The organism is Pseudoxanthomonas sp., from assembly GCF_051953815.1.
Lineage (GTDB): Bacteria > Pseudomonadota > Gammaproteobacteria > Xanthomonadales > Xanthomonadaceae > Pseudoxanthomonas_A.
Genome location: NZ_JBQCIJ010000004.1, coordinates 1 through 17,919, shown reverse-complemented (window position 1 = coordinate 17,919; position 17,919 = coordinate 1). Strand labels below are relative to the sequence as shown.

Here is a 17,919-nt window from a genome sequence, read left to right as displayed (position 1 = left end):
CCGTTTTTGATGAGCATTTCCCAGCATCTGTCCCACCTCGACCGCCTGGAAGCCGAGAGCATCCACATCCTGCGGGAGGTGGCGGCCGAGTTCCGCAATCCCGTGCTGCTGTATTCGGTGGGCAAGGACAGCTCGGTGCTGCTGCACCTGCTGCTCAAGGCGTTCGCGCCGGGGCGGCCGCCGATTCCGCTGCTGCACGTGGATACGCGCTGGAAATTCCGCGAGATGATCGCCTTCCGGGATCGCCGGGTGGCCGAGACCGGCGTCGAGCTGAAGGTCCATATCAATCCCGACGGCATCGCCCGCGACGTCGGCCCGATCAGCCACGGCGCGACCGTGCACACCGACGTGATGAAGACCCAGGGCCTGAAGCAGGCGCTGGACCAGCATGGCTTCGACGCGGCCATCGGCGGCGCCCGTCGCGACGAGGAAAAATCGCGCGCCAAGGAGCGCGTGTTCTCGTTCCGCAACGACCGCCATCGCTGGGACCCGAAGAACCAGCGGCCCGAGCTGTGGAACCTGTACAACGCCCGCATCCACAAGGGCGAGAGCGTGCGGGTCTTCCCGCTGTCCAACTGGACCGAACTGGACATCTGGCTGTACATCTACCGCGAAGGCATCCCGGTGGTGCCGCTGTACTTCGCCGCCGAACGCCCGGTGGTGGAACGCGATGGCGCGCTGATCATGGTGGACGACGAGCGCCTGCCCCTGCACGAGGGCGAACAGCCGCGGCTGCGCCGGGTGCGGTTCCGAACCCTGGGCTGCTATCCGCTCACCGGCGCGATTGAATCCGACGCCGACACCCTGGAGAAGATCATCGCCGAGATGCTGGTGACCACGTCCTCCGAGCGCCAGGGCCGGGTGATCGATCACGATCCCGGCGCATCGATGGAGAAGAAGAAGCTGGAGGGATATTTCTGATGAATCCCGACGGCAACAGCATCGCCGCCTATCTCCGGCAGCACGAAGAGAAGCCGCTGCTGCGCTTCATCACCTGCGGCAGCGTCGACGACGGCAAGAGCACCCTGATTGGACGCCTGCTGCACGACAGCAAGCGGCTGTTCGACGATCAGCTCGCGGCGCTGGAAAAGGACAGCCGCCGGCACGGCACCCGGGGCGGCGACATCGACTACGCGCTGCTGCTGGACGGCCTGGCCGCCGAGCGCGAGCAGGGCATCACCATCGACGTGGCCTACCGCTACTTCGACACCGAGCGGCGCAAGTTCATCGTCGCCGACTGCCCGGGCCACGAGCAGTACACCCGCAACATGGCCACCGGCGCGTCGACCGCGGACGTGGCGGTGGTGCTGGTGGACGCGCGCAAGGGCGTGCTGACCCAGACGCGCCGGCACAGCTACATTGTCTCGCTGCTGGGCATCCGCCATGTGGTGCTGGCGGTGAACAAGATGGATCTGGTGGATTTCGATCCGGCCGTGTTCGAGGCGATTGCCGGCGAATACCGCGCGCTGGCCGCGCAACTGGGCATCACCGACGTGCTGTGCGTGCCGCTGTCGGCGCTGGAAGGCGACAACCTGATCGAGCGTTCGTCGCGGACCCCCTGGTACGACGGCCCGAGCCTGCTGCGCCACCTGGAAACCGTGCCGGTGGAGAATGCCGCCGGCGCCGGCGGGTTCCGCCTGCCGGTGCAATGGATCAACCGCCCGCACCAGAACTTCCGCGGCTTCGCCGGCACGGTCGCCGCCGGCCGCGTGGCCGCCGGAGACACGGTGGTGGTGGTGCCGTCGGGACGCCGTTCGCGGGTGGCCCAGGTGCTGGGTCCGGATGGCGAGGTGGCGGAGGCGGGCGCGGGCGACGCGATCACCCTGACCCTGGCCGACGAGATCGACATCAGCCGCGGCGATGTCATCGCCGCCGCCGACGATCCGCCGCAGGTCGCCGATCAGTTCGCCGCGCACGTGCTGTGGATGGACGATGCCGCGCTGCTGCCGGGACGTCCGTACTGGCTGAAGATCGGCACGCGCACGGTGGCCGCCTCGGTCAGCGAGATCAAGCACCGCGTCGACGTCAACAACCAGGAACACCTGGCGGCCAAGCGGCTGGAGCTCAACGAGGTCGGTTACTGCAACCTCAGCCTGGAAGAGCCGGTCGCCTTCGCGCCGTACGCGGAAAACCGCAGCCTCGGCGGCTTCATCCTGATCGATCGCCAGAGCAACCACACGGTGGCCGCCGGCACCCTGGATTTCGCGCTGCGTCGCGCCGGCAACGTGCACTGGCAGCACCTGGACGTGGACAAGGCGGCGCGTGCGCGCATCAAGGGCCAGCAGCCGCGCGTGCTGTGGTTCACCGGCCTGTCCGGCGCGGGCAAGTCGACCATCGCCAATCTGGTCGACAAGCGCCTGCACGCGCTGGGCTATCACAGCTTCATCCTCGACGGCGACAACGTGCGCCATGGCCTCAACCGGGATCTCGGCTTCACCGCCGAGGACCGGGTGGAGAACATCCGCCGCGTGGCCGAGGTCGCCAGGCTGATGACCGACGCCGGCCTGATCGTGCTGGTCAGCTTCATTTCGCCGTTCCGGGCGGAGCGGCAGATGGCACGCGAGCGCTTCGGCGAAGGCGAATTCCTGGAGATCTTCGTCGACGTTCCGCTGGCGCTCGCCGAGCAGCGCGACGTCAAGGGCCTGTACCGCAAGGCGCGTGCCGGCCAGATTCCGAACTTCACCGGCATTGACTCGCCGTACGAAGCACCGGAACATCCCGACCTGCGGCTGGATGCCGGCGCAGAGAGCCCGGAGCAATTGGCGCTGCGGGTACTCGAAAAACTGGGACTGGCCTAGCGATCCGGCGTTGCACAAGGGTCGTTAGTCATGGCCCTGTCAACGCCTTCGTGCGCTTTTTCGTTCATGACGTGAAGGTAAACTTCACGTGATAACGATCATTACGGTACATGCATGCTGAGCCGAACCGGATTGCGGGCGACGCTGGCCGTCGCCGCGTCGATGTTCCTGTTGACCGCCTGCGGAGGAAAGTCCGCAGACGCGGGCGGGGGCAGGCAGGGCGGTGATCGGCCGGTGCCGGTGACCACCCAGGTGATCCAGCCCTCGGCATGGAATGACACCCTGGAGGCGCTGGGCACCGCCAAGGCCCGCGAGTCGGTGACCCTGACCGCCAAGGTCAGCGAGATCGTGCAGGACGTGCATTTCGAGAGCGGCCAGGACGCCAGGGCCGGACAGGTGCTGGTGACCCTGCGCGGGGATGCCGCCAAGGCGTCGCTGGAACAGGCCGAGGCGACCTACGCGGAAGCCGAGCGGCTGTACCGGCGGCAGAAGGAACTGGCCGAACAGCAACTGGTCGCCCGCTCGACCCTGGATACCCAACTGGCCCTGCGCGACGCCGCCGCCGCGCGCGTGCAGCAGATGAAGGCCGACATCGGCGATCGCAGCGTGCGCGCGCCGTTCGCCGGCGTGCTCGGCATCCGCCAGGTCAGCCCGGGCTCGCTGATCACCGCCAGCACCGTCATCGCCACCCTCGATGACGTCTCGCGCATGTACGTGGACTTCCAGGTCCCGGAAGCGGCGCTGGCCTCGGTCGGCAACGGTGACGCGGTCAGCGCGACCACCGCCGCCTTTCCCGGGCGCGCCTTCGACGGCACCGTGGAGACGATCGACGCCCGCGTCGATCCCGCCACCCGCGCGATCACCGTGCGCGCGGTGTTCGCCAATCCGGATCGCGCGCTGCGCCCGGGCATGCTGCTCAACGTCAACCTGTTCCGGCCGGAACGGCAGGCGCTGGTGATTCCCGAAATCGCGGTGGTGCAGGTGGGACGCGATACCTTCGTGTACCGGGTCAAGGCCGACACCAGCGTGGAGCAGGTGAAGGTGCGCACCGGCGTGCGCCGCGAGGGCCGGGTGGAGATTCTCGAAGGGCTGAAGGCGGGCGAGCGCATCGTCGTCGACGGCACCGGCAAACTGCGCCCCGGCGCGAAGATCACCGAAGGCGACGCCGGCGCGCCCGCCGCCAGAAAGGGCTGATCGATGAAGCTGTCCGACCTGTCGATCAAGCGGCCGGTGCTGGCCGTGGTGATGAGCCTGCTGCTGATCGTGCTGGGCGTGATGTCGTTCATGCGGCTGACCCTGCGGGAACTGCCCAACATCGATCCGCCGGTGGTATCGGTGGACGTGACCTATCCGGGCGCGTCGGCGGCGGTGGTCGAAACCCGCGTCACCCAGATCCTGGAGGACGCGCTGGCCGGCATCGAGGGCATCGAGACCATCGAGTCGCGCAGCTCCAACGGGCGTTCGCAGGTCACCATCGAGTTCACCCTGACCCGCGACATCGAGGCCGCCGCCAACGACGTGCGCGACAAGGTCAGCCGGGTGATGGATCGCATGCCCGACGAGGCGGATCCGCCGGAAGTGCAGAAGGTCGAAGCCGATGCGGACGTGATTCTCTGGTTGAACATGAGTTCGACCAAAATGGACACGCTGCAGCTGACCGACTATGCGGATCGCTACATCGTCGACCAGTTGTCCGCGCTGGACGGCGTGGCGCAGGTGCGCATCAGCGGCGCGCAGCGCTACGCCATGCGGATCTGGCTGGACCGAGCGGCGATGGCCGCGCGCGGCATCACCGCCGGCGACGTGGAGGCGGCGCTGCGACGCGAGAACATCGAGTTGCCGGCCGGCCGCATCGAATCGGAAACCCGCGACTTCACCCTGCGGGTCGAGCGCGGCTACATGACCGCCGAACAGTTCGCGCGGATGCCGCTGACCAAGGGCGCCGACGGCTACGTGGTGCGGGTCGGCGACGTGGCCAAGGTCGAACTGACCACCGCCGAGCGCCGCGCCTACTTCCGCAGCAACGGCCAGCCCAACGTCGGCCTGGGCATCGTCAAGACCTCGACCGCCAATGCGCTGGACGTGGCCCGCGCCGCGCGCGCGGCGGCCGAGCGCATCCGCCCGACCCTGCCGGAAGGCACCAACATCTTCGTCGCCTACGACAGCACCGTGTTCATCGAGGCCTCGGTCGAGCGCGTGTACGCCACCCTGGTGGAGGCGATGATCCTGGTGTTCGCGGTGATCTGGCTGTTCCTGGGCAGCCTGCGCGCGGCGTTGATTCCGGCGGTGACGGTGCCGGTCTGCCTGATCACCTCGTTCATCGCGCTGTACGCGTTCGGCTTCTCGATCAACCTGCTGACCCTGCTCGCGCTGGTGCTGTGCATCGGCCTGGTGGTGGACGACGCCATCGTGGTGCTGGAGAACATCCAGCGCCGCGCGGATCTCGGCGAGCCGCCGCTGGTGGCCGCCCGTCGCGGCACCGCGCAGGTGGCGTTCGCGGTCATCGCCACCACGGCGGTGCTGGTGGCGGTGTTCCTGCCGGTGGGTTTCATGGAGGGCAACACCGGCCGGCTGTTCCGCGAACTGTCGGTGGCGCTGGCGGCGGCGGTGGCGATCTCGGCCTTCGTCGCCCTGACGCTGACCCCGATGATGTCGTCCAAGCTGGTTCGCCCGCACAGCAAGCCGAAGGGCTTCAATGCCTGGATGAACCGGCAGCTGGGCCGGCTCAGCGAGGGCTACGGCCACCAGGTGCAGCGGCTGGTGGCGATGCCGGGCCGGCGCATCCTGCTGATCCTGCTGGTGGCGATGGGCGCCTGCCTGGCGGTGGCGGCGGTGCTGGGCCTGCGCGTGCCCAAGGAACTGGCGCCGATGGAGGATCGCGGCTCTTTCTTCGTCTCCATCCAGGGACCGGAAGGTGCGGGCTTCGATTACACCGTGAAACAGATCCAGCAGGTTGAACATCTGTTCGCCGACAACATCGGCGAAGGCAAGCCGATCCAGCGCGCCAACGCCCGCGTGCCGGGCGGCTTTGGCGCCAGCGAGGAGATGCATACCGGCCAGGTGATCGTGTTCCTGCAGGACTGGAGCAAGCGCCACGAGAGCACCACCGAGGTGCTGGAGTCGGTGCGCGGCCAACTGGAGAAGATGCCCGGCATCCGCGCCCAGCCCTCCCAGCGCACCGGCCTGGTCCGCGGCGGCGGCCAGCCGTTCCGGATGGTGCTCGGCGGGCCGGACTACAACGAACTGTCGCAGTGGCGCGATCGGATGATGGCGCGCATGGAACAGAATCCCGGCCTGTACGGCGTGGATTCGGACTACAAGGAAACCCGGCCGCAGATGCGGGTCAACATCGACCGCAGCCGCGCGGCGGATCTGGGCGTATCGGTGCAGGAAATCGGCCGCACCCTGGAAACCATGATGGGCTCGCGCCAGGTCACCACCTTCGTCGACAACGGCGAGGAGTACGACGTGCTGATGCAGGCCGACCGCGAGCGCCGTTCCTCGCCGGCCGACCTGACCAATACCTACGTGCGCGGCGGCGCGGGCGAACTGATTCCGCTGTCCAACCTGGTGACCCTGTCGGAAATCGCCGAGCCGGGCAGCTTCAACCGCTTCAACCGCCTGCGCGCGATCACCCTGAGCGCCTCGCTGGCGCCGGGTTACACCCTGGGCGAGGCGATGGAGTGGGCCCGGCAGACCGCGCAGCAGGAACTGCCGGAGTACGCGCAGATCGACTGGAAGGGCGAATCGCGCGAGTACCTGAAAGCCGGCGGCGCGGTGCTGCTGACCTTCGGCCTGGCCCTGTTGATCGTCTACCTGGTGCTGGCGGCGCAGTTCGAGAGCTTCATCCACCCGTTGGTGATCATGCTGACGGTGCCGCTGGCGGTGCTGGGCGCGCTGATCGGCCTGTGGGTCACCGGCGGCACGCTCAACCTGTTCAGCCAGATCGGCATCGTGATGCTGATCGGCCTGGCGGCGAAGAACGGCATCCTCATCGTCGAGTTCGCCAATCAGCTGCGCGACGAAGGCATGAGCGTGGCCCGCGCCATCGCCGAATCCTCGAAGGTGCGCCTGCGCCCGATCCTGATGACCTCCGTGGCCACGGTGATGGGCGCGGTGCCGCTGGTGGTCGCCGGCGGGCCGGGTTCGGCCAGTCGCGCCACGATCGGCGTGGTGGTCATTTTCGGCGTCTCCTTCTCCACATTGTTGTCGCTGTACGTGGTGCCGGCGTTCTACGCGCTGCTGGCGCCGTTCACACGTTCCCCCGAAGCCGTGGCGCATGAACTGCGGCGACTGGAAGACGAAACTCCCCCGGTAGGCGGTCATGGTTGATCTGGAAGGCATGGAAGAAAAAACGATTCAGGGCGATGGATTCAGGCTGCGGCCCTGGCGCGCGGAAGACGCCCGCTGGCTGCTGCGGCACGCCAACGACGCGCAGGTCGTGCGCGGGCTCAGCGAGCGCTTCCCGCACCCGTACCGGCGCGAGGACGCCTGGCGCTTCCTCGCCGGCGAAGTGGTGGATCTGAACGATCCGGTGTTCGCCATCGACATCGACGGCCGCGCCTGCGGCGGCATCGGCGCGCATCCGCGCCCGGGCGAGCGCAGCGGCAGCGCCGATCTCGGCTACTGGCTGGGGCGCCGCTACTGGGGCCAGGGGCTGATGAGCCGGGTGGTGGCCGCCTACGTGCCGTGGGTGATGGACCACCTGCAGCTGCACCGCGTGCAGGCCAACGTGCTGGACATCAATCCGGCCTCGGCGCGGGTGCTGCTCAAGAACGGGTTCCAGGAAGAAGGGCTGCTGCGCCACGCCATCCGCAAGGACGGGCAGCTGCACGATCTGCGCGTGTTCTCGCGCCTGCGGACCCCGACGGCGCACTGAACCCCGCCGGATCCCCTGTTCAGCGGAAGATTCTCCCTTTCCGGGCTTCGCAGGCCGGGCCGATTCGTGGAGAATCGACCGGCCCCCGGTGACGGGGACTTTCTTTTTGGGCTGGGGAGACTGCGTGGAAGCCATCATCAATGCCGTCAACGGCATCATCTGGAGCAAGGCACTGATCGTCATGTGCCTGGGCGCCGGCCTGTACTTCACCATCCGCACCCGCGTCATGCAGGTGCGCGGCTTTGCCGAAATGCTGCGGCTGACGGTGAGCGGGCAGAAATCCGAGGCCGGCGTGTCCTCGTTCCAGGCGCTGGCCATGTCGATGGCCGGCCGCATCGGCATCGGCAACATCGCCGGCGTGGCCACCGCCATCGCCTTCGGTGGCCCGGGCGCGGTGTTCTGGATGTGGGTGATGGGCTTCCTGGGCGCCTCGACTTCCTACGTCGAATCCACCCTGGCCCAGATCTACAAGGTCAAGGACGCCGAGGGCCGCTATCGCGGCGGTCCGGCCTACTACATCGAAAAGGCGATGGGCCTGAAGTGGTATGCGCTGCTGTTCGCCGTCGCCACCATCGCCGCCACCGGTTTCCTGATGCCCGGCGTGCAGGCCAACGCGATCGCCGACAGCGCCGCCAACGTCTGCCAGGGCACCGCCCTGTGCGGTCCGATGGACGGCCAGTGGCTGGGCATGCCGGCGCGCGATGCGTTCAAGCTGGGCATCGGCATCACGGTGTCGATCCTGCTGGCGATCATCATCTTCGGCGGCGTCAAGCGCATCGCCAACTTCGCCGAGATCGTGGTGCCGTTCATGGCCGCCGGCTTCATCCTGATGGCGGTCACGGTGATGGCGCTGAACGCCGAACAGGTGCCCGAGATGTTCCGGGTCATCTTCAGCAGCGCGTTCGGTACCCACGCGGCGTTCGGCGCGATCCTGGGCCTGGCCGTGGAGTGGGGCGTCAAGCGCGGCATCTACGCCAACGAAGCGGGCCAGGGCACCGGCCCGCACGCCGCCGCCGCCGCCGAGGTGTCGCACCCGGCCAAGCAGGGTTACGTGCAGGCATTCGCGATCTACTTCGACACCATGATGGTGTGCACCTCGACCGCGTTCCTGGTCCTGACCACCGGCAAGTACAACGTCTACTCGCCCGACAAGGGCCCGCATCTGTACACCGGCATGCCTCCCGGCATCGAGGAAGGACCGGGCTACGCGCAGGCGGCGGTGGAATCGGTGCTGCCGGGCTGGGGCGCGGGTTTCGTGGCGGTGGCGCTGTTCTTCTTCGCCTTCACCACCATCATGGCCTACTACTACATGGCCGAGACCAACCTGAGCTACGTCAACGGCAACCGGCGCCGTCCGCTGACCGTGCTGCTGCTGCGCCTGGGCATCATCGGCATGGTCATCTTCGGCGCGTTCCACAACGCCAAGACCGCGTGGGCGCTGGGCGACATCGGCGTGGGCCTGATGGCATGGCTGAACATCATCGCGATCCTGATCCTGCACAAGCCGGCCATGGCCGCGCTGCGCGATTACGAACGGCAGAAGAAGCTGGGCCTGGACCCGGTGTTCGATCCGGACGTGGCCGGGGTCAAGAACGCCGATTTCTGGAAGAAGAAGCCGCACTGACATGAGCAGTCCCTGGGACAGGCGTCCAACCCCGCCGCGCGGAACCGGCTCCGGCGATCGGCCGTCGCGTCCGCCGCGGCCGCCGCGGCCGCCCGCCCCGCGCGACGAAGCGCGCGCGGCGCCGGTGGCGGGCTCGCGTGACGAGCTGCGGCTGTACGGCATCAACGCCGTGCAGGCCGTGTTCGCGCGGCGTCCGGACGCCATCCGCAAGGTCTATCTGACCGAAGCGCGGATTCCCTCCTTCAAGGCGCTGCTGGCCTGGTGCGTGAAGCATCGGGTCGGATATCGGGTGGTGGCGGAGGACGATCTGGATCGACTGGCCGCCAGCCAACACCACGAAGGCATCGTCGTCGACGTGCGCAAGACCGAACCGCGGGCGCTGGGCGACTGGCTGCGCGAACTGCCGGCCGGCCCGGCGTCGGCGCTCTGGCTGGACGGGGTCGGCAATCCGCACAACTTCGGCGCGATCCTGCGCTCGGCGGCCCACTTCGGCGTATCGGCGATCCTGCTGCCGCCGCAGGGCGGGCTGGCATTGTCCGGCGCGGCGGCGCGGGTGGCCGAGGGCGGCGCGGAGCAGGTGCCGCTGGTGCGCCTGGGCAACACCGCCAATGCGATCGCGCAACTGCGCGGCGCGGGTTTCTCGCTGGCGGCGACGGTGGTGCGCGGGGGCGATGATCTGTTCGCCGCACGCCTGCCGGAGCGGCTGATCTACGTGATGGGCGCCGAGGGCGAGGGCATGGACGCGCAACTGGCCGCCGCCTGCGACGCGCGCCTGTCCATTCCCGGCACCGGCGCGGTGGAAAGCCTCAACGTGGCCTCGGCGACCGCCGTGTTCCTGGCCCAGTGGCGGCAGCGCCTGCGCAAGGGCTGAGCCGCGGCGCGCGGATGCGGCTTCGATTACCGGCATCCTTCGCTCCCAAAAAAGAGCGGGCCCACGGCCCGCTCTTTCTTCATGCCCGGACGACGAACGCCGTCATTCCTGCGGCGGCCTGACCTGCTTGGGTTCGCTGCCGAATCCGCCCTCGGCTTCCGCCGCCAGATAGGCGAACACGGTATAGGCGGCGACGTTCTGCGCCAGCGCCTTGGGATCGATCTTGTCGAGGGTGTCGTCGGCGGTGTGATGCAGATCGAAGTAGTCGCTGCCGTCCTGCGCCAGCCAGCCCCAGGCCAGGCCCTGCGCGGCGAACGGACTGATGTCCGGACCCGGGCCACCCTTGTCGGCCTGGTACTCGATGCCCAGCGGCGCCAGCGCCTCGGCGATCTGGCGGGTCGCGTCGCGGGCGTAGTCCGGCGCGCTGGTGTTGAAGGCGTAGATGCGGCCGGCGCCGAAATCGCTCTCCGCGCCGATCTGGTGCAGGCGCACGTCGGCGGCGTGCTTCTCCGCGTACGCGCGGCCACCGTACAGGCCCTGTTCCTCGTTGGCGAAGGCGACCACGCGGATGGTGCGCTTCGGCGCCTGCTTCAGCTGGCCGATCAGATGGCCGGCGGCCATGGTCAGGGCGACGCCGGCGCCGTCGTCGATGGCGCCGGTGCCCAGGTCCCACGAATCCAGGTGGCCGCCGATGACCACCACTTCCCTGGGCAGGCTGCGCCCGGTGATTTCGCCGATCACGTTGTACGAGGTGGCCTCGCCGTCCCAGCCGCAGTCCAGCGCCATCCGCACCTTCACCGGACCACGCGCCAGCAGGCGCGCCAGCTGATCGGCGTCAGGGATGGTCAGGGAGGCCGACGGCACCGGAGTCAGCCCGTCGTCGAAGCGGGTGATGCCGGTGTGGGCGACGCGATGGTGATCGGTGCCGGCCGAGCGCATCAGATAGCCAATCGCGCCCTTGCGGATCGCCGCCGACGGGCCACGCGAGCGGATCGCGCCGCCATTGCGGTAGTCGCTGCCGGAACGATCCGCCTTCATCTGGTAATCGACGAAAGCGATCTTGCCGGCCAGCGAACCTTCCGGCGCGGCCTCCAGCGCGGCCAGATCGGCGAAGCGCACGATCTCGGCTTCCACCGTGCCGCCCGGGCTGCCGCCGAGCGCGGTCACGGTCAGCGGCTGCGGATGCGTGCCCAGCACCGAGGCGTGTTCACTGCGGCGCTCCCACTTGGGGAAGGTCACCGGTTCGGTCCACACCTTGTCGAAACCCAGCGCCTTGAACTTGGCGGTGGCCCAGGCCACCGCGCGCGCGTCGGCCTCGCTGCCGGCCAGGCGCGGGCCGATCTCGGTGGTCAGCGATTCCACCACCTTCCAGCCGGTGTCGTCCGCCAACGCCTGCTCGCGCAGCTGCGCGGCGGTGGCCAGAGCGGCATCGGGGATGCGGGTGGGTTTCTGCGCGGGGTGCGCGGACAGGGACGGCAGGGACAGGCTGAGGGCGAGCAACAACGGCGTCAGACGCATGGAGTACCCCTGGGGACAGGCTGGAAATGGGCTGGAAACCGGCTGGAGACGGGCTGGAAATGGGAAAGCCGCGAGCTTAGCAGCCCGCGGCTTTCCTCGATTGTGAAGCGAGTCGTGGCTTACTTCTTCAGTGAATCGCGGATCTCGCGCAGCAGCAGGACGTCCTCGGGCGTGGCGGCCGGCGCTTCCGGCGCCTTCTTGTGCAGGCGGTTGACCGCCTTGACCAGCAGGAAGATGGCGAAGGCGACGATGACGAACTGGATCAGCGTATTGATGAACTCACCGATGCCGATGACCACGGCCGGGACTTCCTTGCCGGCGGCATCGAGACTGGCTTCCTTCAGCGTCCACACCAGCTTGGAAAAATCCACGCTGCCGACCAGCAGGCCAATCGGCGGCATGATGATCTTGTCCACCAGGGTGGTGACGATCTTGCCGAAGGCGGCGCCGATCACCACACCGACCGCCAGATCGACGACGTTGCCGCGTGCGATGAATTCCTTGAACTCGCTGATCATGCCCATGCTGGAGGTCCTCGTGATCCGGGCGGCCGTGCCCGTACGCGCAAAACTATACCGTGGCCGGTGAAGAACGCATCCTCCCCATGCTCTTTTTCGTCGTCATTCCAGCGAAAGCCGGAATCCATTGCGGCGCTGGCGGCGTCGACGTGGCACCGAAGAAACAAGCGGAAGAAACCGGCATGGGGCCCGGCTTTCGCCGGGACGACGGGGTTGGCCGAGGTGGCGGGCGGTCGATGTCCGGCCGACCGCCCTGGAATCGGGTTCCGACACGGGGCGCGGAAGTGCCGCTTCAGCCGACGATCGTGCCCCGCAGTTCGACCACGCCGTCCAGCGATGCGGTGAAGCGATCGCCGGGCAGCAGCGCGGCCACGCCGGCCGGGGTGCCCATGAAGATCAGGTCGCCCGCCTTGAGCGCATACAGCCTGGACAACTCCTGCACGATCTCGGGCACGTCCCAGATCAGATTCGACAGCGCGCTGTGTTGGCGCACCTGATCGTTGATGGCGAGGGTCAGCGTGCGCGGCGCCAGTTCGCCCACCTCGGCCGCCGGCACCAGTTCGCTGATCGGCGCCGAATGATCGAAGCCCTTGCCGGTGTCCCAGGGCAGGCCCTTGGCCTTGGCCGCGCCCTGCAGGTCGCGGCGGGTCAGGTCCAGGCCGACCCCGTAGGCAATCACGAGCGCCTGCGCCTGCGCGGCGTCGAGCGGGCCGGCGGGCGCGTCGTGGCCGAGCGCGGCCACCAGTTCGACTTCGTGGTGCAGATCCCGGGTGCCGGGCGGGTAGGGCACATCGGTGCCGTCGACGACGATGGCGTCGGCGGGCTTGTGGAAAAACGTCGGCTGTCCGCGTTCGTCCCTGGAGGCCGGCGCGGTGGCGCCCATCTCGCGGGCATGATCGGCGAAGTTGCGGCCGACGCAGAAAATGCGGCGCACCGGGAACGTGCCGCCACCGCGCACCGGGACGCGCGGAACGGGAGGAGCGGGAAACAGATCGGTCATGTCAGCGGCCGGCCGGTGCCGGGCAGGAAAACAGCCGCTGAGTGTAGGCGTCCGCCGCGATCAGCGCGACAGCGGGAGCACCGGCTTGCGCACCACCTGGTACTCGCCCTCGACCACGCGGTCGCCGCCGCGCGCGATCGGCTTGCCGCGCTGCTTGAACAGCTTGTAGAGCAGGCCGGCGGCGATCATCGCTGCGCCCACGAACACGCTGAAGAACACCAGCACGCACAGCACGCCCAGGCCCAGCAGACCGATGGCCAGCCGCAGCAGCGGATGGCGCGGCTTGCGCGGCGCGAAGGCGGAACGGAAGGCGTTGAACTGGAAGCTGCGTGCGAACATGGCGATGGGTCGTGACACAATGCGGCCGGAGCCGGGTGGCGAGCAGTATCCGGTGACAAGAATATGACGGTGTGAGAAGTTCGTTAAGACGGCCATGGTTCTTATAGCGCTGGACAGCATAGAAGACGGTGGTTTCGCCGAAGTCGAAGCCGATATCGACGGAGATAGCGAGTCCCTGCTGCTCTATCGGCAGGGCGCGGAAGTGCGCGCCTGGCTGAATGTGTGCCCCCATGCCGGCCGCCGGCTGGACTGGGCGCCCGGCAAGTTCCTGAAAAGCAAGGACGGCCTGCTGGTCTGCGCCGCGCACGGCGCCTCGTTCGAACTGCAGCGCGGCGACTGCGTGGCCGGTCCCTGCCGTGGCGATTCGCTGCGGGCGGTGCCGGTGCGGGTGACCGAGGGGATGGTGCGGCTGGCCTGACGGAATCGGGGCCTATGGCAGCGGCGTCAGCCGCGAACTCCTTGCCTGGCCTTCGCCGCCGCGATCATCACGGACGGATCAGGGCCATCGGCCTCAACCCGCGCGGCCGTTCCACCAGAACAGCGCGTTGACCGCGAGCACCACCACCACGGTATAGATCAGCGACAGCGGTCCGCCGACCCGCCACATCTGCCGCGAGGTGTAGTTGGCGGGTCCGGTGACCATCGAGATCACCGGGTTGGAGGCGGTCATCAGATTGTTGGAGGCCGACAGCGCCACGATCAGCGCGAACGCGGTGGGATTGCCGCCGGCCGCCAGCGCCAGGTTGATCGCCATCGGCACCATCACGATGGTCGCGCCGACGTGGCTGATCACCAGCGAGAAGCCGGTGGTGAGCAGCGCCACCGCGATTTCGATCAGCCAGACCGGCATGCCCTCGGGCAGCCGCTCGACGGTGTGACCGGCCACCCACGCGGCCGCGCCGCTGCTGTCCATCGCCCAGCCCAGCGGAATCAGCCCCGCCATCAGGAACACGGTTTTCCAGTTGATCGCCGCGTAGGCCTCGTCCATGCGCAGCACGCCGGTCAGCAGCATGCCGGCCACGCCGGTCATCAGGGTCAGCGAGACCGGCAGTTTGGAGGTCAGCGCGATGATGATGGTGACCGCGAAGATGGTCATCGCGATCTTGAACTTGTGCGGGCGCTGCTCGCCCTTCGGGTAATCGGTCACCACCACGAAGTCGCGGCTCTCGGCGGCCTGGTGCAGATCGGTCCAGATGCTGTGGAAGACCAGCATGTCGCCGGCGCGCAGCGGAATCTTGCGCACATCCTCGCGCAGCACCTTCTTGTCGCGGTTGATCGCCAGCAGGCTGATGCCGGCCTGCTTGCGCAGGCGCAGATCGGCGGCGGTCTTGCCGATCAACTTGGAGGTGGGCGGAATCACCGCCTCGGAGATGCCGGCGCGGCTGGGATTGAACAGATCGCCGAAGTGGCGCAGCCGCGAGGACATGCGCAGGAAATGGTTCTGCGCGAAGTCGGCCACCTGCGGGCGCGGGCCCATCACGCCCAGCACGCTGCCCACCCAGATGCGCATGTCCGCCGGCGGCGCCAGGCGGGTGTCGTTGCCGGTCTGCAGCGCCAGCATCAGCGGCGCGTCGTGCATGGCCTCGGCCTCGCCCAGCGACATGCCCACCAGCGGGCTTTCCGCGGTGACCAGCAGCTCGAACACGTCGCCCTCGATGCCGTAGGTATTGGCGAAGTAGCTCTCGGTGCGCGCCGGGGTCACGCTGGTCTCGGTCTCTTCCTTCAGCTTCTTGTCGCCGTAGTAGCGGAAGTAGAGCAGCGAGGCCAGCAGCAGCGCCACGCCGATCGGCAGCGGCGCGAACATGCGCAGCGGCTCCAGCGTGGCCATGCCGGAGGGCAGGTTGTTGTTGGCCGAGACCAGCAGGTCGTTCAGCAGGATCAGCGGCGAGTTGCCGACCATGGTCAGCGCGCCGCCCATCACGATGGCGGCGGCGATCGGCAGCAGCAGCCGCTGCAGCGACAGCGCGGTGCGCGAGGACAGGCGCGAGGCGACCGGCATGAACAGCGCCATCACCGACGGGTTCTGCATGAACGAGGAATTGAGGCCGGCGATGGCGGTGGTCATCAGCAGCAGCCGCTGCTCGATGCCGTGCCCGCGCCGCAGCAGCCAGGAGGCCAGCCGGTTCAGCGCGCCGGTGCGATCCAGCCCCGCGCCCAGGATCATGGTGGCGATGATGCTCATCACCGCGTTGCCGGAGAAGCCGCCGAAGATTTCCTCCGGGGCGATCAGGCCGGTGATGCCGAGGATCACCAGCACCACCAGCGCGACCAGATCGGCGCGGATGCGCTCGAACAGGAACATCGCCATCGTGAAGCCGACCAGCCCGAGCACGAGCTTCATGTCGTTGGTCAGCGTCAGCGCGTTTTCCATCACGGCCTGGATTCGGGATGGCCGGCCATGCGGCCGTCGAGGGTGGCGATTCGGGATGTGCCGGGGCAGGCGCGCTGGCGGCGCGGGCCGGGCGCGGCGCCGGCGCGGCGGTCAGGCGGTGTGGCGAAGACGTCCAATCCCGGCTCCCTGATTCCTAGTCCCGGTCATACAGCAGATCCCACACGCCGTGGCCGAGCTTCTGGCCGCGGGTCTCGAAATGCGTCTGCGGCCGCCACGGCGGGCGCGGCACGTGTCCGCGCGGACCGGCCCGGTTGCGCAGGCCGGGCGTGGCGTCGAGCACATCCCACATCTGCTCGGCATAGTCCTGCCAGTCGGTGGCCGCGTGCAAGCGCCCGCCGCTGCGCAGTTTGGCCGCCAGCAGGGCGGCGAATCCGGGCTGGATCAGGCGCCGCTTGTTGTGGCGCTTCTTGTGCCAGGGATCGGGGAAGTAGATGCGGATCTCGTCCAGCGAGCCGTCGGCGACCTCGTGCTGGAGCACTTCGACCGCGTCATGGTGGTAGAGGCGGACGTGATCGCTGCCGTCCTCGGCCAGCGCGTTCAGCAGCCGGCCCACGCCGGGCGCGTGCACTTCCAGGCCGATGTAGTCGCGATCCGGATCCTGCGCGGCGGCGAAGCGCAGCGCCTCGCCGTTGCCGAAGCCGATTTCCAGCACCCGCGGCGCGTGCCGCCCGAACACCGCGTCGTAGTCGCGCGGCTGGCCGGTGTAATCCAGCCCGAACCGCGGCCAGAGCGTGTCGAACGCGCGCTGCTGGGCCTCGGTGAAGCGGCCCTGGCGCAGCACGAAACTGCGGATCTGGCGCCGTCCTTCCTCCACCGTGAACGGCTTGGGCGGCGTCTTGGCGCCGGGACTGGAGAACGGATCGGTCATCGGCTCAACCGATCAGGCCGTCGATGGGGCTGGACGCCGAGGCATTGCGCTTGCGCGGAATGCGGCCGGCCAGGAATGCCTCGCGGCCGGCTTCCACCGCCTTGCGCATCGCGCTGGCCATCAGCAGCGGATTGCGCGCACCGGCAATCGCGGTGTTCATCAGCACGCCGTCGCAACCCAGTTCCATCGCGATGGCGGCGTCCGAGGCGGTGCCCACGCCGGCATCGACCAGCACCGGCACCTTGGCGTTCTCGATGATTTCCAGCAGGTTGTATCGGTTCTGGATGCCCAGGCCCGAACCGATCGGCGCGGCCAGCGGCATCACCGCCACGCAGCCGATGTCCTCCAGGCGGCGGGCCAGGATCGGGTCGTCGCTGGTGTAGACCATCACCTGGAAGCCGTCGGCCACCAGCTTCTCGGCCGCGGTCAGGGTCTGCACCACGTCCGGATACAGGGTCTTCTGGTCGCCCAGCACTTCCAGCTTCACCAGGGTGTGGCCGTCCAGCAGTTCGCGGGCCAGCCGGCAGGTGCGCACGGCGTCGTCGGCGGTGTAGCAGCCCGCCGTGTTCGGCAGGATCGTGTAGCGATCCGGTGGCAGCACGTCGAGCAGGTTCGGCGCGTCGCGATCCTGGCCGATGTTCGTGCGCCGCACCGCGACGGTGACGATCTGCGCGCCCGCGGCCTCGGTCGCGCGCTGCGTCTCGTCGAGGTCCTTGAACTTGCCCGTGCCCGTCAGCAGGCGCGAACGATATGGCTTGCCCGCGATGACGAGCGTGTCGGTGGCGAGCGGCGATTGGGCAAGCGTGTTCATGGCGGCGGCATCGGCTGGGTCGAACGCAGCATTTTCGCCGATTTCGGGCCGCGCATGCGCGGCCCGGCGCGCCTGCGTCGGGCGCATCATCGCGCGAGGCTCAACCGCCGCCGATCGCGTGCACGATCTCGACGCGATCGCCGTCGGCGAGGCGAACCTCGGCATGGCGGCTGCGCGGAACGATCTCGCGGTTGACTTCGACCGCGATGCGCCTGGCGGCGTAGCCGGACTCGTCGAGGAGTTGCGCGAGCGTGCAGGTGTCGGCGACTTCGCGCGAGTCGCCGTTGAGGAGGATGTTCAT

At 68.5% G+C, this 17,919-nt stretch carries 16 protein-coding genes; 8 read left to right on the top strand and 8 right to left on the bottom strand.

Features of this window, described 5'->3' with window-relative positions; genetic code table 11:
* Positions 1-9: 9 nt before the first annotated feature.
* The 7 genes from cysD (at position 10) to ACTHN1_RS01225 (ending at position 10,172) form a co-directional block, all read left to right on the top strand.
* Positions 10-921: a sulfate adenylyltransferase subunit CysD gene (gene cysD, locus ACTHN1_RS01255; protein WP_440469159.1), complete on the top strand. Its 912-nt coding sequence runs from the start codon at positions 10-12 to the stop codon at positions 919-921.
* The gene (gene cysN, locus ACTHN1_RS01250) at positions 921-2,798 is read left to right on the top strand and encodes a sulfate adenylyltransferase subunit CysN (protein ID WP_440469158.1); all 1,878 of its coding nucleotides are present in this window, start codon (positions 921-923) and stop codon (positions 2,796-2,798) included. Before cysD ends, cysN begins: the two co-directional genes overlap by 1 nt.
* A 114-nt stretch (positions 2,799-2,912) precedes the next feature.
* On the top strand, positions 2,913-3,992 hold the full coding sequence (locus ACTHN1_RS01245) for an efflux RND transporter periplasmic adaptor subunit (RefSeq protein WP_440469157.1): 1,080 nt from the start codon (positions 2,913-2,915) through the stop codon (positions 3,990-3,992).
* A gap of 3 nt (positions 3,993-3,995) precedes the next feature.
* Complete coding sequence (locus ACTHN1_RS01240; RefSeq protein WP_440469156.1) at positions 3,996-7,130, top strand: efflux RND transporter permease subunit; 3,135 nt, start codon at positions 3,996-3,998, stop codon at positions 7,128-7,130.
* Positions 7,123-7,677: a GNAT family N-acetyltransferase gene (locus ACTHN1_RS01235; protein WP_440469155.1), complete on the top strand. Its 555-nt coding sequence runs from the start codon at positions 7,123-7,125 to the stop codon at positions 7,675-7,677. Before ACTHN1_RS01240 ends, ACTHN1_RS01235 begins: the two co-directional genes overlap by 8 nt.
* Before the next feature lie 124 nt (positions 7,678-7,801).
* Positions 7,802-9,301, top strand: coding sequence for an alanine/glycine:cation symporter family protein (locus ACTHN1_RS01230; RefSeq protein ID WP_440469154.1), 1,500 nt, complete (start codon positions 7,802-7,804; stop codon positions 9,299-9,301).
* A 1-nt stretch (position 9,302) separates the two neighbouring features.
* Complete coding sequence (locus ACTHN1_RS01225; RefSeq protein ID WP_440469153.1) at positions 9,303-10,172, top strand: TrmH family RNA methyltransferase; 870 nt, start codon at positions 9,303-9,305, stop codon at positions 10,170-10,172.
* 102 nt (positions 10,173-10,274) lie between these two features.
* On the opposite strand, the gene ACTHN1_RS01220 is transcribed toward ACTHN1_RS01225, so the two are convergent.
* The 4 genes from ACTHN1_RS01220 to ACTHN1_RS01205 form a co-directional block, all read right to left on the bottom strand.
* Complete coding sequence (locus ACTHN1_RS01220) at positions 10,275-11,690, bottom strand: M20/M25/M40 family metallo-hydrolase (protein ID WP_440469152.1); 1,416 nt, start codon at positions 11,688-11,690, stop codon at positions 10,275-10,277.
* Positions 11,691-11,809: 119 nt separating this feature from the next.
* On the bottom strand, positions 11,810-12,214 hold the full coding sequence (gene mscL / locus ACTHN1_RS01215) for a large-conductance mechanosensitive channel protein MscL (protein ID WP_440469151.1): 405 nt from the start codon (positions 12,212-12,214) through the stop codon (positions 11,810-11,812).
* A gap of 286 nt (positions 12,215-12,500) precedes the next feature.
* Positions 12,501-13,208: a fumarylacetoacetate hydrolase family protein gene (locus ACTHN1_RS01210; RefSeq protein WP_440469150.1), complete on the bottom strand. Its 708-nt coding sequence runs from the start codon at positions 13,206-13,208 to the stop codon at positions 12,501-12,503.
* Positions 13,209-13,268: 60 nt separating this feature from the next.
* On the bottom strand, positions 13,269-13,547 hold the full coding sequence (locus tag ACTHN1_RS01205) for a hypothetical protein (RefSeq protein ID WP_440469149.1): 279 nt from the start codon (positions 13,545-13,547) through the stop codon (positions 13,269-13,271).
* A gap of 94 nt (positions 13,548-13,641) precedes the next feature.
* Here ACTHN1_RS01205 and ACTHN1_RS01200 point away from each other — a divergent pair, with 94 nt between their 5' ends.
* On the top strand, positions 13,642-13,965 hold the full coding sequence (locus ACTHN1_RS01200) for a Rieske (2Fe-2S) protein (RefSeq protein ID WP_440469148.1): 324 nt from the start codon (positions 13,642-13,644) through the stop codon (positions 13,963-13,965).
* A 93-nt stretch (positions 13,966-14,058) separates the two neighbouring features.
* Here ACTHN1_RS01200 and ACTHN1_RS01195 read toward each other — a convergent pair whose 3' ends face one another.
* The 4 genes from ACTHN1_RS01195 to thiS form a co-directional block, all read right to left on the bottom strand.
* Positions 14,059-15,918, bottom strand: a complete 1,860-nt coding sequence (locus ACTHN1_RS01195) for an SLC13 family permease (RefSeq protein ID WP_440469147.1) — start codon at positions 15,916-15,918, stop codon at positions 14,059-14,061.
* 154 nt (positions 15,919-16,072) lie between these two features.
* Positions 16,073-16,807, bottom strand: coding sequence for a tRNA (guanosine(46)-N7)-methyltransferase TrmB (trmB, locus tag ACTHN1_RS01190; protein ID WP_440469146.1), 735 nt, complete (start codon positions 16,805-16,807; stop codon positions 16,073-16,075).
* Positions 16,808-16,811: 4 nt separating this feature from the next.
* Positions 16,812-17,618, bottom strand: a complete 807-nt coding sequence (locus ACTHN1_RS01185; RefSeq protein WP_440469145.1) for a thiazole synthase — start codon at positions 17,616-17,618, stop codon at positions 16,812-16,814.
* 100 nt (positions 17,619-17,718) lie between these two features.
* Positions 17,719-17,919, bottom strand: a 201-nt coding sequence (thiS, locus tag ACTHN1_RS01180) for a sulfur carrier protein ThiS (RefSeq protein ID WP_440247020.1), incomplete at its 5' end; no start/stop codon positions are given.

Bases quoted from the DNA above. Each gene is read 5' to 3' on its own strand.
- cysD (WP_440469159.1), top strand. From the start codon at position 10: ATGAGCATTTCCCAGCATCTGTCCCACCTCGACCGCCTGGAAGCCGAG.
- cysN (WP_440469158.1), top strand. From the start codon at position 921: ATGAATCCCGACGGCAACAGCATCGCCGCCTATCTCCGGCAGCACGAA.
- ACTHN1_RS01245 (WP_440469157.1), top strand. From the start codon at position 2,913: ATGCTGAGCCGAACCGGATTGCGGGCGACGCTGGCCGTCGCCGCGTCG.
- ACTHN1_RS01240 (WP_440469156.1), top strand. From the start codon at position 3,996: ATGAAGCTGTCCGACCTGTCGATCAAGCGGCCGGTGCTGGCCGTGGTG.
- ACTHN1_RS01235 (WP_440469155.1), top strand. From the start codon at position 7,123: ATGGTTGATCTGGAAGGCATGGAAGAAAAAACGATTCAGGGCGATGGA.
- ACTHN1_RS01225 (WP_440469153.1), top strand. From the start codon at position 9,303: ATGAGCAGTCCCTGGGACAGGCGTCCAACCCCGCCGCGCGGAACCGGC.
- ACTHN1_RS01220 (WP_440469152.1), bottom strand. From the start codon at position 11,690: ATGCGTCTGACGCCGTTGTTGCTCGCCCTCAGCCTGTCCCTGCCGTCC.
- mscL (WP_440469151.1), bottom strand. From the start codon at position 12,214: ATGGGCATGATCAGCGAGTTCAAGGAATTCATCGCACGCGGCAACGTC.
- ACTHN1_RS01210 (WP_440469150.1), bottom strand. From the start codon at position 13,208: ATGACCGATCTGTTTCCCGCTCCTCCCGTTCCGCGCGTCCCGGTGCGC.
- ACTHN1_RS01205 (WP_440469149.1), bottom strand. From the start codon at position 13,547: ATGTTCGCACGCAGCTTCCAGTTCAACGCCTTCCGTTCCGCCTTCGCG.
- ACTHN1_RS01200 (WP_440469148.1), top strand. From the start codon at position 13,642: ATGGTTCTTATAGCGCTGGACAGCATAGAAGACGGTGGTTTCGCCGAA.
- ACTHN1_RS01195 (WP_440469147.1), bottom strand. From the start codon at position 15,918: ATGGAAAACGCGCTGACGCTGACCAACGACATGAAGCTCGTGCTCGGG.
- trmB (WP_440469146.1), bottom strand. From the start codon at position 16,807: ATGACCGATCCGTTCTCCAGTCCCGGCGCCAAGACGCCGCCCAAGCCG.
- ACTHN1_RS01185 (WP_440469145.1), bottom strand. From the start codon at position 17,618: ATGAACACGCTTGCCCAATCGCCGCTCGCCACCGACACGCTCGTCATC.